This is a genomic window from Streptococcus oralis subsp. oralis, from assembly GCF_002096455.1.
In the GTDB taxonomy this organism is placed as follows: Bacteria; Bacillota; Bacilli; order Lactobacillales; family Streptococcaceae; genus Streptococcus; species Streptococcus oralis_CY.
This window is the reverse complement of record NZ_NCUL01000007.1, coordinates 142,568-155,046: the sequence shown is the minus strand read 5'-3', so window position 1 is coordinate 155,046 and position 12,479 is coordinate 142,568. Positions and strand designations below refer to the sequence as shown.

Genomic DNA, 12,479 nt, shown 5'->3' with positions numbered 1-12,479 from the left:
TGGCAGACTTCTTTTCAATCTCTTATCTCTTTAAAATCGTAAGCAAGATTTTATAGGGTTCACCTGAAAAGATAAAGAAACCAATCATAACCAAATTCATGGTCACAAACCAACTTAGTAGCTTATACCATTTTTTGTTTTTATTTTTCTTATAAAAATTGCTTTTCTTTTGATACACTTCAAATCCAGCCATCAAGACACCATGGTAAAAACCATAGACAATGTAACTAACACTGAGACCATGCCAAAAACCCATGACCAACATATTAACCATATAGGCATAGGTTGCATTGTGTAGTCTATTTTTAAACCATTTTTTCCTGATAACCTGCATCAATACTCTTGAAAATACAAAATCTCTCAACCAGGTCGACAAGGTGATATGCCATCTGGTCCAGAAATCTTTGATATCGACACTCAAGAAAGGTTTGTTAAAGTTCATCGGTGTCTGAATACCTAGAATATTACTACTTCCAACGGCCATTAGACTATAGCCTGCAAAGTCAAAGAACAGATACAAGGTATAGAGGTACATATACTTGATTGAGTAAACGACTATGTCCGTATTATTTAGAGCGAGTAAAATCTGGTAAACATAGGTTGATAAAACAATCTTGTAAAGGAGGCCTAGAACGATACGATATACACCGTCCCCTGCTAACTCTAGATACTCTTTTCGGGGCATGACCTCGTTTATCTCTTTTAAAAATCTCCTACTCCGATCAATTGGACCAGCACTAACTGTTGGAAAAAAGAGCAAAAACTGTAGATAATCTTTTACACTGATTTTTTCTTTGATTAAGCCATCCGATATCTCTAGCATGATCTGAATGGTCTTAAAAGACATGTAGGAAATTCCAATAAAGGCCAACAAATGCAGAGAAGTCAGAGCAAAGACTTTATTGATCACCAAAGGAAGAATGGAAAGGAAAACCAGCGGTTTCAGCCACTTTGCCTCTATCCGCTGCGCTAGAAAAACCAGAAAATACTGGTAAACGATAAAGGCGAGTAAATAGACAATCATCGCTCGGCTCTTACCATAGATAGCTCCTGCAAATAAGAGGGAGAGCGCCAAAATATAGTAGTCTTTACGTTTTTCAAAAAAGTTTACCACAAAACCAATCAGTAAAACTACAAATAAGAGAAGGAAGAAATCATTCCCCTCAAAATAATTCATACCAGCCAAACTCCTTTACATTATCATCCCTTCTACAGCAAAGTTTCTGACTTGCTAATTGGGGACCTTTATTTATTATAGCATATTTCTAAAAAGAAGCTTTATCCTTCTTGCATTTCGGTGAGAAAACAAAAAGGAGTCCCTTTGAACTCCTTCCATTATTTATGACTTAATTTCTTGGTCAAGAAATCTCCCAAGAACTGGATTGTAAAGATAATCAAGATGATAATGATGGTCGCCAAGATGGTCACATCGTGATTGTAACGGTTGAATCCATAGGCAATGGCCACATTACCGATACCACCAGCACCAACTGCTCCCGCCATAGCTGTTTCACCAACAAGGGAAATCAAGGTCACTGTCGTCACACGAATCAAATCTGGAAGACCTTCTGATAGGTAAACACCCACGATATCCCAGAAGGTCGCTCCGCTTGCTTGAGCAGCCTCAATGACACCACCATCTAACTCAGCCAAGACAACCTGCACCTGACGGGCAAAGAAGGCAAAGACCGCAAAAGAAAGGGGGACAAGGGCTGCATTTGGCCCAATGCTAGTCTTCACAATCAAGTGAGAGAGTGGTGACATGATTGCCAAGAGGATGATGAAAGGAACCGCACGGAAAATAGAGGTAATCTTATCCAAAATCCAAAAGATAACCTTATTTTCCAAGACACCACCTGGCGCTGTCAAGACGAGGAAAAGACCTGCCACCAGCCCCAAGAATCCTCCGATGATGAAGGAAAGAACTGTCATATAAAGAGTTAGGTAGATAGCTGTTCCCCAGCCTGCCTGACCAGCCCAGCCCATCTTGTAGACATTTGGTAGATAAGTTTGAATCAACTCTGTCATTTTACTGTCCTCCCTTCAATACTTTTAGCTGGACGCCAGCCTGACGGATGGCATCTTGAGCACCTACTAGCGCTGCTTTTTCACCTGACAAGACCACCACCAATTCTCCAACAGGAGTGCCATCGAGAATTTCGATATTTCCATAGAGGATATTGGCCGTTACTTGGTAATGTTTGTACAATTCATTCAAAAGTGGTTCGTCTGTCGAAGCCCCTGCATACTTGAGCTGCACTAAGATACTGTTCTCAGATAAATGTTCTACGATTTCTTGCTTCTCAATCTTAACCATGGCTTCGTCAATACCTGTTGCAGTAGAGATGAAGTCTTGGGTCAAAGGTTGTTTAGGGTCTGAGAAGATTTCAAGAACACTTCCTTCTTCAATCAAACGGCCATCCTGCATGACCGCCACACGGTTGGCAATGTCTTTGACAATCTGCATTTCATGCGTAATCAAGACAACGGTCAATCCTAATTTTTGGTTCAAATCTTGCAACAAAGCCAAAATCTGCTTAGTTGTCTTAGGGTCAAGGGCAGACGTTGACTCGTCTGAAATCAAGATTTTTGGATCATTGGCCAAGGCACGCGCAATGGCCACACGCTGTTTTTGCCCTCCAGATAGTTGTGAAGGGTAGTTTTCAGCACGATCCGCCAAGCCAACCAAGTCCAACAACTTAGCTACTTTAGCTTTCTTTTCTTCCTTGCTGAGTCCAGAGTGTTTGAGGGCAAAGGCTACATTTTCCTCTGCTGTCTTTTGGCTCATCAGGTTGAAATGCTGGAAAATCATCCCAATGTCTTGACGTTTCCGACGCAACTGCTCTGCCGTCAGAGTGACCTTACCATCAAAAATCACATCGTCATCAATGGTAATTTTCCCAGCAGATGGCTTTTGCAAGAGGTTAATCACCCGTACAAGAGTGGATTTCCCTGCTCCAGAATATCCAACGATTCCGTAGATATCCCCTTCTTGGATGTGAATGGTCACATCCTTGACCGCTGTGATGGTTCTCTTCTTTTGGTGAAAAGTCACATCAATCTGATCTAACTTGATAATATCTCTACTCATAGCTTCTAATCAGCTCCTCTACTAATTCAATATGGGTGTAGTAATCGGCGATTCGCACGTTTTCATTTCCACCATGGTCTCGGCTATTGGCATTTCCTAGACCGAAGGCCACCATTGGTACCTCTAGGGCATCAAAGACCGTATGCATCGGTCCTGTCCCCGCTGTGGTCGGCAAGACTGAGACGCCCTGTGGATAGAATTTCTTGGCCAACTCGATCACATTGAGAATGGCCGGCGCGCTCATATCGCTTCGATAACTCATCTCTCCCAAGGTATAGTATAATTCTACCTTATCAAAGCCATTTTTGTCTAGCTGTTTCCGAATTTTTTCCAGAACATCATGCGGTTCTAGACCAGGAACCAAACGAACCTCAAGCTTAGCACTGGCTTCTGCTGGCAAAATCGTTTTAACTCCTTGCCCTTGATAACCTGACTGAATCCCTTCGATATTAAGGGCTGGCTCGAAAAAGAACCGTTTTAGAAAGGCTGCACGTTCCTCTTGTAAGAGAGGCAATTCCAAGCCATAAATGCGACTGATTTCCTCAGGATTGCGTTGGGCGTAGGCATCTACCAAGGCTAGTTCTCGTTCATTTGGCTCTTGAACATCCTCGTACAAGCCTTCTACTAAGATACGTCCATCTGCTGCACGTAGGCTACTTAGAGCCTGGATAAGATACCATGGAGCTGATTCCACGACACCACCATAACTCGAGTGGATATCCACATCAGCACTTTTTACCTTGGCATCAAAGGTTACAATTCCCTTGTTTCCGCCAGAGATTTCCAGCTGTTCCAAGGCGTTCTTTGTCCCTTGTTCCCAGACTAGCAAGTCCGCTCCACGAAGTTTGTCTGCGTGTTTCTCTAAATACTTATCTAAATCCATAGAAGCAGACTCCTCTGCCCCTTCCATGATAAAGCTGATATTGACTGGCAAGTCATTGTGGTCCTGCATATACTTTCTCAGAGCACTCAAACGAGCCGTGATATGACCCTTATCGTCGTCCACTCCACGCCCATACATAAAGCCATTTCGCACAGAAAGTGTAAAGGGATCCTCTGTCCAAATCTGATCTCCGTCCGCTGGTACGGTGTCATAGTGGTTATAGAAAATCAAGGTCTTAGCATCTGGACGCGAACTCTTGAAATGCGCCATGACAAAAGGCGCCGTGTAGCTCTCATCTATCTCGACTTCAGCTCCCACACGCTTGAAAATCTCACCCAAATAGTTGGCGACTTCCTTGAGCCCGACCTGCTGGGCAAAGACTGATTTCTTGGAAATCAAGGTACGCAAAACTTCAAAATAATGCTGGGCGACATGATCCTTTTCAAATTTTTCAATTTGTTCTTGTTCACTAGGAAAAACCATTTTTTCTCTCTTTCTACTACGGACTTGTATCTATGGACGGACTACATGATCATCTTCTTCAGAACCAACAGTCTAGACAAAAGCAAGAGGTGGAAACTCTCCCACCTCCCTATGTCTTATTACCAAACTGGTTGGTCCAAACCGTCTGATGTTTCTTCGATAACTTTTTTCACTTCATCAGTGTGGTAAGCCGCGATAATTTTCTTGATGGCATCAGCTTTAGGTGATGATTCCCAATCTTTTTTCGCAACAATGATGTTGTACCATTGTTTTGAGTTTTCATCAGCTTGCTCTTTGAAGAGTGCTTTCTTGTAGTCCAATTTTGCTTCTGTAACGAAGGTATTGTTTACAACGGCAGCATCAACTGATGACAATGAACGAGCTGTTTGACTAGCGTCCAATTCAGTAATCTTCAAGTTCTTTGGATTTTCTGTGATGTTAGCAACTGTTGCAAGTGCAGTTCCAGAAACATCCAATTTGATCAAACCAGCTGATTGAAGCAAGTAAAGCGCACGGCTTTCGTTTGTTGCATCGTTTGGTACGGCGATTTCACCGTTATCTGGGATTTCTTCCACTTTGGTATACTTGTTTTCTTCCCCATTTTTACCTGAGTAAAGGCGGATTGGTGAGATGTAGGTATCTGCAATCGCTACAAGGTCTTTCCCGTTTTCTTTGTTCCAGTTGTTCAAGAAGTTGTAGTGTTGGAAAGCATTCAAGTCTACTTCGCCATCAGCAGTTGCCTTGTTTGGTTGTGAGTAGTCTGTGAACTCTGTAAATTTCAAGGTAATGCCGTCTTTTTTGACCAATTCTTGAATCTTGTCCCAACGTGCTTCTTCAGAACCACTACGGTTAACTGTTGCGATTTTGACAACTGTTTCGTTGTCAGCTTTCTTTTCTGAATTTCCGCAAGCTGCAAGAGTCAAACCTGCGACTGTAGCAAGAGCTGCTACACCGAGCCATTTTTTAATTTTCATGATTCTATCTCCTTTAAAAATAATACCGTAATAGTATCTCATACTTTATTTGATTTAGCAAATTGTTATTAGATAGGCAGACATATAGTTTGAAACTATATACCTAAAAATTGAGAAATCATCCGCCTTTCTCAGACTGGATGATCTCATACGACTATTTAATATCAGCTTCTGCTGGGAGGTAAGTGTCTCCGAAGAACTGTTTAGACAATTTTTCAAGAGTTCCGTCTTTGTAGAGTTCTTGGATACGTTTGTCTACAAATGATTTCAACTCATCTTGACCTTTAGCAAGAAGTGGGTAAACGTAAGGTTGTTGGTCGCTTGGAAGTTCAATGACTTTCAAGTTGTCCAAACCTTGGTTCTTGATAACTGTTTCAACACCAATCTTATCAAAGATCTTGTAGTCAAACTGACCATCGCTCAAACGAGACATGATTTGTTGGAAATCAGCCTTGGTATAGTTAAGAACCGTTGGATTGTCAGCGTGTTGTTTGTTATAATCTTCTAGCTGTTTAGCTGATGTTGTCCCTTGAACAACCTCAGTAGACTTGCCTCCGATATCATCAAGCGACTTGATGCTGTTGTCGTCTTTCTTCACAACGAGAACGTTAGGGTTTTTAGCAGTTGGCGCTGCATAAAGGTACTTTTCAGCACGTTCTTTGGTATAGCTGATATTGTTTACAGCCATTTGATAACGGTCGCTATCAAGACCTGCAAAGACACCTGACCACTCTGTCTTTTCAAACTTGACATCGTATTTGTCAGAGTCTTTAAAGATAGCACGGACTACTTCAATCTCATAACCAGTCAACTCGCCATTTTCTTCGTAGTTAAATGGTTTTGGTGAAGCATTGGTTGCAACGATAATTTCTTTCTTACCAGATGCTGCTTCGCTAGTTGCAGTATCTTTCTTATCTCCACCTGAGCAAGCTGCTAGTACACCTGCGGCAACAAGTCCTAGAGCAGCAAGAGATGAATATTTGACGATTTTTTTCATGTCATTTCCTCCAAAATAGAATACTTTACTATCTTAACAGAAAATATTTTTTTTCGCCATTATATGATATCTATCTCGGTGATAGGTTTTTTTTATGGCTGACTAAAAGACCAGGCGCAAGACTGCAATCAAGACTACTCCAAAAAGTACCGTACCCACTAGATTGCGGTAGCGAAAGGCTACCCAAGCCGTTGGAAAGACTGCTAAAAAGTCCAACCATTTGATTTGAGGAAGACTCCCAACCTTGCCAGTCACTACGCTTGAAAGGATCAAGGCAAAGATAATGGAAACAGGCAAAAACTTCAAAAAACGCTCGACGATAGCTGGCAATCCCTTGTACTTAACCAATATGAAGGGAATCATACGGGGAATCCAAGTCACTAGGCCTGAAAAGATAACGGCTAACAAAAGATATTTACTGACCATCTAAGACCACCCCCATAGTACAACCTAGCAAGGTCGCAAACAAAACAGCTAGCGACTGAGACACTACTGTCAAGAGCAAAAAGAAGGATACCGCAACAACGGCTAGGATCCACAGCAGATTCCGTACAGGAACCCGTCTTTGCATAATCTGAAATTGCGAAGTAAAAATCCCGATAAACATTCCGACAAGGGCAAAGTCCAAGCCAAAGACTTCAGGATTTGGAAGAAGGCCACCTAAAGCTGTCCCCGCAACTGTCCCAATAAACCAGGCTACATAACTATTGAGATTGTTCCCGTGCATCCACATAGGATGGACCTTGTCTGTATGGGCTAATTCTCCCATCAAAACCCCATAGGTCTCATCTGTCAGGAGACTGGACATGCCGATATTTTGCCAGAGACTAGTATGACGGAAATAGGTCGATGCATGCAAGCTCAGCAAAAAGAGTCGCAAGTTGATCAAAAAGACCGTCATAGCAATGGCTGCCACAGGCGCTTGGACCGCAATCAGTGCCAACATGGCAAACTGGGCGCTCCCAGCATAAACAAATAGGCTCATCAAGCCCATCTCAACAGGTGTCACATAGGGCGCACCAATAATCCCACAAGCCAGACCAATGCTGACATAGCCAAGGGCAGTCGGCATGGCCGCCTGTGCACCTTCCCAAAATCCTTTTTCTTTCATCCTTCTCCTCGTATTCTCTCCAATTGAGGCTGTTCATCATCACAGCCACAGCACGGACTATTATAACATATTCAAAGAAGAGAAAAAAGTTTCGGATTCGAAACCTATTGCCAGAAAAAGTGCTGAAGAGGAAGCATCATGGATACATGAGAAATTGATCCACTCGGATAGTATACTTATCGGTTTCTGTGTCTGTAGCATATTTATTTTCTGTTGGATAGACATCAACCCAGAGTTCCCACTGTTGTCCTTTTAACTTGACCTTGTAGCGATAACCGTCATCATAGATGCCTACTGTCTCAGTTGTCATGGACTGGTAATCTGGGAGTTCTTCAAGCTCTTTTTTTACAGTCTGGGATAAGTTATTGAGCAATGCTTGCTGCTCAGCTTTTGAGGTAACGGGAAAATAAGCCGCTACTGTTTCCAAGTGATGCGATTTTGAAAATGTAAAGGTCGCTCGACCAGTATAGCCTTTCAAAGTAATCTGCTCATAGTGATAGAAAAGGCGACCTGTTTTATAGAAATACGGGTCTTCTGCACGCCAGGTATCGCGATAGGCCGTTTCTGTTTCCTCCTCCACCTCGCTAGCCTTTCCCAATACTTCTTCAAAAGATTTAGGAGACATGCCGAACGAAAGGGATTCAAACAAGACCAGTTGTGTCTTTTTGATATTCTGGCAAGCTGATAAAAGCATGAGTAAAACTCCAAGAGCCAGCAGACTACTGATTATTTTTGTAAATTTCATATTTCTACTATACAAAAAAAGGCTATGATTTGTCCAAGATAAAAGAGTCAACCTTAGGCTAACTCTCTATTCCATGGTATCAAAGGCGAGACTCGGTTTGGCATTGAGATCCAAGCCTGCAAAGTTTTCTTTATTCCACTCGCTGACGCTGGCATAAGCAATCATACCTGCATTGTCTCCACAAAGGCGCAGGGGTGGGATGATGACCTTGACATCTGTGATTTCAGCAGCTAGGCGTTCTCTGAGCCCTTTATTAGCTGCCACGCCACCGGCCACGACTAGGGTTTTAACAGGATATTTTTCCAAAGCCTTCTTGGTTTTGGCCATAAGAATGTCCATGACTGCTGCTTGGAAAGATGCTGACAGGTCTTCCTTGGACAAGCTTTCTCCCTTTTGCTCGGCATTGTGGTGAAGATTGATAAAGGCAGACTTCAAACCTGAGAATGAAAACTCTAGATTGTCCTCCTTAATCATGGCACGAGGAAAGTCATAAAGATCCTGCCCCTGATGAGCTAGCTCATCAATTTCGCGACCTGCAGGATAGGTCAAGCCCATGACACGGCCGACCTTATCATAGGCCTCACCAACTGCATCGTCCCGCGTTTCCCCAACAATCTTATAATCACCAGCCTCAGAAACATAGACCAACTCCGTGTGCCCACCGCTAACCAAGAGAGCTAGCAAGGGAAACTCCAAAGGCTCAACGCTCTGAGCCGCCATGAGGTGACCAGCCATGTGATTCACAGGGATCAGCGGAAGTCCATGAGCCCAAGCAAAGGCCTTGGCAGCTGACAAACCAACTAGCAAAGCCCCAACCAATCCAGGTCCATAAGTAACGGCAACGGCTGTTACATCCTCTTCGGTTATTCCTGCTTCTGCCAGTGCCTCCTCGATGCAGGCTGTAATAACCTCGACATGGTGACGGCTGGCTACTTCTGGCACTACGCCCCCAAAACGTTTGTGACTCTCAATTTGACTCGCAATGACATTGGACAAGAGCTCATCATCGTTTTTCAGTACGGCGACACTGGTCTCATCACAGGATGTCTCAAATGCTAAAATATATCTATCCTTCATCTATTTCTCTCTTCATGATGATGGCGTCCTCGACTGGGTCATGATAGTAAGCCTTTCGCTCAGCGATGATCGCCATCTTTTCTTTCTTGTAAAATGCTTGCGCTCGTTGGTTTGACTTTCTGACTTCGAGGAAAATTTCTTTGTCGGCAGGCAAAAAGTCAAACAAGGCTGTCGCAATCCCCTGACCCTGATAGGCTCCTTTGACAGCGATTTGCAGGACTTCTGCCTCAAAGAGATTCTCCTGCACAGCTAGAAAGCCAATCACTTCTGTCCCATCATAAGCCAGAGCGTACCAAGTCTGGTCTTGGGACAGGTCTGCTTGAATTTGTTCCAGCGTCCAAGGACTGACTGGGTAAACAGCTACCATGACAGCGTAAATTGCCTTCGCTAGGGCAGGTCGCTGTTGGATTCGTTTGATTTCTATCATAGGCGTTTAATGTAGGACTCGCCAGACTCGGTGTGGTTCTTGAGCCAGTTTTCCTCAGCCTCAACTCGTTTGAGATAATTCGGCACAAAATCGTGCAAGGAGTCTGCTTTCTTGTCCCATGCCAAAAGAGCTAGATTAGCTGCATTTGGCAAGGTTTCTTGGTAGGTAGCTTGTGGCAAGCGTTCTTGAATCTGCTCCACAAAGGTTCCAACCTCTCCAACAAAGGTCACCTGGTCAGCATCCGTGACTTTTTCTAGCACTTCCGCAAAGGACAAGTGTGCTTCTGGCATGACAGGTTTGGCATTTTCATAAAATCCTGCATAAACATTGTTGCGACGCGCATCCATCAAGGGAACAAGTAAGCCTTCTTGTTGGCGTGGCACCAGAGCCAAGAGGCTAGACATGCCAACTAACTCAATGTTCAGGGTATGAGCCAAGATCTTGGCAGTTGCTACCGCAATTCGCAAACCTGTGTAGCTACCTGGTCCTTCAGCCACCACGATTCGATCCAAATCCTTGGGCGTCAGGTCCAGACTTGCCATCAAAAAATCGATGGCAGGCATAAGGGTAATACTGTGATTTTTCTTGATATTAATCGTCGTCTCGGCAAGAACCTGCTTGTCCTCTAAAATAGCGAGAGAAAGAGCCTTGCTGGACGTATCAAAAGCTAATACTTTCATAACACATTCCTATCTTTTTGTCTGTTTACTATTATACTACAAAAGCCAGCGCATGGGAATTTTCTTTATTTTGAAACAAAAGGGCCTGCCACTTAGACAGGCAATTCTGCAAAAAAATTAAAAAAAGTTGTAGTTTTTTTTGACTGGAAAAGTGAACAAGGAAATTGAAAGGTTCTTCGTAAGAAATGTAAATAAGTCATATATGCTTTAACTCGATTTTCGATGTTAGAAATCATCGTCATAACAATAAAGATAGCACCTAAAAATAAAAAAAGTCCATCCCATCTATCAAGACGGGGTGGATTTTCTGTATATCTAGATGAATAATTGACTTTAAGCGTTTAAACCAAAGTAGAAAACGAGCCAGACAACATAAGTAACCAGGAGGAGAAAAATTGAATAGAGCGTCACAAAAGCAAGCTTCCAAAGGAACTTTGTTTTGCGGTGTTCCAGATGAACAAACAGGGCATTCCCCCCATAGACACAAGCTACAAAGACTACAAACATCAAGAGGCGAACCCCTACTGCAAATTCAAACAAACTAAACATTCTTAATCCTCCTTTTGGTATTCCTATTTTTATATAAACTGTTGACAATGTTGTTCTATCAATGTTAAAATGTAATTCAACACTGGTAGGAAAATCAGGTTGAGTCGTTGACTCCTCGGGTTACAGTGCTATCCCTGAAACTTTGGTTTCTAAAGAACTGAAATTGCGATTGAACAATTCGCCCCCAGTGTTTGACTGCTCTTGACTTCGGTCAGGAGCTTTTTGATGCTTTTAAAGTTAATTCCCTCAGTAATTGATGATAAACTGCAAATATTGAGAGGATAACGTAGGGCGACTGGTGACAGAGCGTTCAGTTGGTTATCTTCGTTAAAAGCGTAGATGATTTTTTGATTGGCAAATCTATCTAAATATTGTTGTGCTGACCGTTGCAAAGCATCCGCATACTTATTTAAAGTCCTTATGTCCGCATCTTCAGGGTATTTGTAGCCACCACGCAACCGATAACTTGACTTTACTGACTTGTCAATGTTAAAATATAATTTAACATTGGTAGGAAAATCAGGTTGAGCCTTTGGCTCTTCAGGCTGTGGTGCTGTCCTTGAGGGTTCGCCTTCTAAATAACCGGAATTGCGATTGATTAGTTCGCCCCCAATGTTATTAGTAGGCTCTTGGCTTTGATCAAGGGCTTTTCCTTGCCCGTTCAGTAAGCACTCCACTCCATGCTATGTCTACATCGTTATACTTATAGATTGACTTCTTAGCTGAGTAGATGATAAAATAGGGTAAGGTTGAGATTTGGTCTGACTTGGTGACAAGTCTTTCAAAGGTTGTGATTCAATCACTTTAGGTAATGGTGCTGCCCCTTGAGCTTGCTCAGAAAGATCCCTTAATTTTGTCTCAGCCTTTTTGGTTGCTCTCGAGATTTCTCAAGAGCTTTTTCTTTTTTCAAAGATATCATTCGGTCCCAACCATCCACTCCAACGATTAATGAAACTAGAACTGTATTCTTCCTTAAATCTACTATCTCTTTAGATTCCCCCTTTCATTATAACACCTAAGTGCTCTCCGACCAAATCCTACCTGTCTTTTTGTTCCTTCTTCCCCTCCCGACTTTCTCCATTTCCGTCTTTTACTAATTTTTCATTTTGTGGTATAATTGAAATAATTGTAACGAATCAAGGTCAATCTAGACACAAAATGGAATGAAATCAAGCAAATCTCTACTAAAAGTTTGGAATAAGCTGACCTGTAAATAGAAAGGAACTATATGATTTACAAAGTTTTTTATCAAGAAACAAAAGAACGTAGCCCACGTCGTGAAACAACACGCTCACTTTACCTAGACATCGATGCCAGCTCAGAACTTGAGGGCCGTATCGCTGCTCGCCAACTTGTCGAAGAAAATCGCCCAGAGTACAATATCGAATTTATCGAACTCTTGTCTGACAAATTGCTAGATTACGAAAAAGAAACTGGCGCTTTCGAGATTACGGAGTTCTAA

Annotated in this window: 15 protein-coding genes; 1 reads left to right on the top strand and 14 read right to left on the bottom strand. The window is 42.5% G+C overall.

What is annotated here, in order from left to right; genetic code table 11:
* Positions 1 to 22: 22 nt before the first annotated feature.
* The 14 genes from dltB to B7720_RS09770 form a co-directional block, all read right to left on the bottom strand.
* A complete protein-coding gene (dltB, locus tag B7720_RS03225; protein WP_084856506.1) occupies positions 23 to 1,177 on the bottom strand; it encodes a D-alanyl-lipoteichoic acid biosynthesis protein DltB in 1,155 nt (384 codons plus the stop codon).
* A gap of 158 nt (positions 1,178 to 1,335) precedes the next feature.
* Positions 1,336 to 2,028 carry a methionine ABC transporter permease gene (locus tag B7720_RS03220; RefSeq protein WP_000137507.1) on the bottom strand — a complete coding sequence of 231 codons (693 nt, stop codon included), beginning with the start codon at positions 2,026 to 2,028 and terminating at the stop codon, positions 1,336 to 1,338.
* 1 nt (position 2,029) lies between these two features.
* Entirely contained in the window at positions 2,030 to 3,091 is a 1,062-nt protein-coding gene (locus B7720_RS03215; protein WP_084856504.1) for a methionine ABC transporter ATP-binding protein, read from the bottom strand.
* Complete coding sequence (locus B7720_RS03210; RefSeq protein WP_084856502.1) at positions 3,084 to 4,457, bottom strand: M20 family metallopeptidase; 1,374 nt, start codon at positions 4,455 to 4,457, stop codon at positions 3,084 to 3,086. The genes B7720_RS03215 and B7720_RS03210 overlap by 8 nt, the downstream gene beginning before the upstream one ends.
* A 119-nt stretch (positions 4,458 to 4,576) precedes the next feature.
* On the bottom strand, positions 4,577 to 5,431 hold the full coding sequence (locus tag B7720_RS03205; RefSeq protein ID WP_000694535.1) for a MetQ/NlpA family ABC transporter substrate-binding protein: 855 nt from the start codon (positions 5,429 to 5,431) through the stop codon (positions 4,577 to 4,579).
* Positions 5,432 to 5,585: 154 nt separating this feature from the next.
* Positions 5,586 to 6,428, bottom strand: a complete 843-nt coding sequence (locus B7720_RS03200) for an amino acid ABC transporter substrate-binding protein (RefSeq protein ID WP_084856500.1) — start codon at positions 6,426 to 6,428, stop codon at positions 5,586 to 5,588.
* Between the two features lie 102 nt (positions 6,429 to 6,530).
* A complete protein-coding gene (locus tag B7720_RS03195) occupies positions 6,531 to 6,854 on the bottom strand; it encodes an AzlD domain-containing protein (RefSeq protein ID WP_000253936.1) in 324 nt (107 codons plus the stop codon).
* Positions 6,844 to 7,539 (bottom strand): AzlC family ABC transporter permease, encoded by a 696-nt coding sequence (locus B7720_RS03190; protein ID WP_084856498.1) that lies wholly within the window; start codon positions 7,537 to 7,539, stop codon positions 6,844 to 6,846. Before B7720_RS03190 ends, B7720_RS03195 begins: the two co-directional genes overlap by 11 nt.
* A gap of 136 nt (positions 7,540 to 7,675) precedes the next feature.
* Positions 7,676 to 8,284, bottom strand: a complete 609-nt coding sequence (locus B7720_RS03185; RefSeq protein ID WP_084856495.1) for a hypothetical protein — start codon at positions 8,282 to 8,284, stop codon at positions 7,676 to 7,678.
* 66 nt (positions 8,285 to 8,350) lie between these two features.
* Positions 8,351 to 9,361 carry a tRNA (adenosine(37)-N6)-threonylcarbamoyltransferase complex transferase subunit TsaD gene (gene tsaD / locus B7720_RS03180; protein ID WP_084856492.1) on the bottom strand — a complete coding sequence of 337 codons (1,011 nt, stop codon included), beginning with the start codon at positions 9,359 to 9,361 and terminating at the stop codon, positions 8,351 to 8,353.
* Positions 9,351 to 9,788 (bottom strand): ribosomal protein S18-alanine N-acetyltransferase, encoded by a 438-nt coding sequence (gene rimI, locus B7720_RS03175; protein ID WP_084856490.1) that lies wholly within the window; start codon positions 9,786 to 9,788, stop codon positions 9,351 to 9,353. The genes tsaD and rimI overlap by 11 nt, the downstream gene beginning before the upstream one ends.
* Positions 9,785 to 10,468 (bottom strand): tRNA (adenosine(37)-N6)-threonylcarbamoyltransferase complex dimerization subunit type 1 TsaB, encoded by a 684-nt coding sequence (tsaB, locus tag B7720_RS03170; protein WP_084856488.1) that lies wholly within the window; start codon positions 10,466 to 10,468, stop codon positions 9,785 to 9,787. Before tsaB ends, rimI begins: the two co-directional genes overlap by 4 nt.
* Positions 10,469 to 10,801: 333 nt before the next feature.
* Complete coding sequence (locus B7720_RS03165; protein WP_000492029.1) at positions 10,802 to 11,017, bottom strand: hypothetical protein; 216 nt, start codon at positions 11,015 to 11,017, stop codon at positions 10,802 to 10,804.
* A gap of 149 nt (positions 11,018 to 11,166) precedes the next feature.
* A complete protein-coding gene (locus B7720_RS09770) occupies positions 11,167 to 11,694 on the bottom strand; it encodes a hypothetical protein (RefSeq protein WP_235227761.1) in 528 nt (175 codons plus the stop codon).
* 551 nt (positions 11,695 to 12,245) lie between these two features.
* Here B7720_RS09770 and B7720_RS03155 point away from each other — a divergent pair.
* Positions 12,246 to 12,479: a DNA-dependent RNA polymerase subunit epsilon gene (locus B7720_RS03155; protein WP_000639585.1), complete on the top strand. Its 234-nt coding sequence runs from the start codon at positions 12,246 to 12,248 to the stop codon at positions 12,477 to 12,479.

Bases quoted from the DNA above. Each gene is read 5' to 3' on its own strand.
- dltB (WP_084856506.1), bottom strand. From the start codon at position 1,177: ATGAATTATTTTGAGGGGAATGATTTCTTCCTTCTCTTATTTGTAGTT.
- B7720_RS03220 (WP_000137507.1), bottom strand. From the start codon at position 2,028: ATGACAGAGTTGATTCAAACTTATCTACCAAATGTCTACAAGATGGGC.
- B7720_RS03215 (WP_084856504.1), bottom strand. From the start codon at position 3,091: ATGAGTAGAGATATTATCAAGTTAGATCAGATTGATGTGACTTTTCAC.
- B7720_RS03210 (WP_084856502.1), bottom strand. From the start codon at position 4,457: ATGGTTTTTCCTAGTGAACAAGAACAAATTGAAAAATTTGAAAAGGAT.
- B7720_RS03205 (WP_000694535.1), bottom strand. From the start codon at position 5,431: ATGAAAATTAAAAAATGGCTCGGTGTAGCAGCTCTTGCTACAGTCGCA.
- B7720_RS03200 (WP_084856500.1), bottom strand. From the start codon at position 6,428: ATGAAAAAAATCGTCAAATATTCATCTCTTGCTGCTCTAGGACTTGTT.
- B7720_RS03195 (WP_000253936.1), bottom strand. From the start codon at position 6,854: ATGGTCAGTAAATATCTTTTGTTAGCCGTTATCTTTTCAGGCCTAGTG.
- B7720_RS03190 (WP_084856498.1), bottom strand. From the start codon at position 7,539: ATGAAAGAAAAAGGATTTTGGGAAGGTGCACAGGCGGCCATGCCGACT.
- B7720_RS03185 (WP_084856495.1), bottom strand. From the start codon at position 8,284: ATGAAATTTACAAAAATAATCAGTAGTCTGCTGGCTCTTGGAGTTTTA.
- tsaD (WP_084856492.1), bottom strand. From the start codon at position 9,361: ATGAAGGATAGATATATTTTAGCATTTGAGACATCCTGTGATGAGACC.
- rimI (WP_084856490.1), bottom strand. From the start codon at position 9,788: ATGATAGAAATCAAACGAATCCAACAGCGACCTGCCCTAGCGAAGGCA.
- tsaB (WP_084856488.1), bottom strand. From the start codon at position 10,468: ATGAAAGTATTAGCTTTTGATACGTCCAGCAAGGCTCTTTCTCTCGCT.
- B7720_RS03165 (WP_000492029.1), bottom strand. From the start codon at position 11,017: ATGTTTAGTTTGTTTGAATTTGCAGTAGGGGTTCGCCTCTTGATGTTT.
- B7720_RS03155 (WP_000639585.1), top strand. From the start codon at position 12,246: ATGATTTACAAAGTTTTTTATCAAGAAACAAAAGAACGTAGCCCACGT.